Source organism: Candidatus Dedyshia acidiphila, from assembly GCF_051025295.1.
Taxonomy (GTDB): domain Bacteria; phylum Acidobacteriota; class Terriglobia; order Terriglobales; family Acidobacteriaceae; genus KBS-83.
Window position 1 is genome coordinate 1 of sequence record NZ_JBMGJV010000174.1, and the last position, 248, is coordinate 248.

Annotated in this window: 1 protein-coding gene; it reads right to left on the reverse strand. The window is 61.7% G+C overall.

Annotated elements, in window-relative coordinates; all coding sequences use genetic code 11:
* Nucleotides 1–2: 2 nt before the first annotated feature.
* The coding region (locus AC5IJH_RS18525; RefSeq protein WP_491904290.1) for a hypothetical protein at nucleotides 3–248 on the reverse strand (246 nt) is incomplete at its 5' end.

Below are 248 nucleotides of genomic sequence, written 5' to 3' on the forward strand. Positions count from 1 at the left end.
CGTCACCTGGATGCAGCGTGAACGGCTTTGCTCCGAGCGGCGCCATCACATCCGTCCCGTCCGGCTTCGCCAACGCAAACAGGTCCACGTTCAGCGTGTCCGCCTTCAGGTACTCGATCGTTTTTTTTCAGCTGCTCGTCATAGCCATACAGGAACGGCACCGCCGTGTTGCCGCCCAGCCACCGGTGCGACACCACGGATCCGTTCTTGGCCGACACATCCGCCTGTACTGCCTGCTCGCGTTGCAT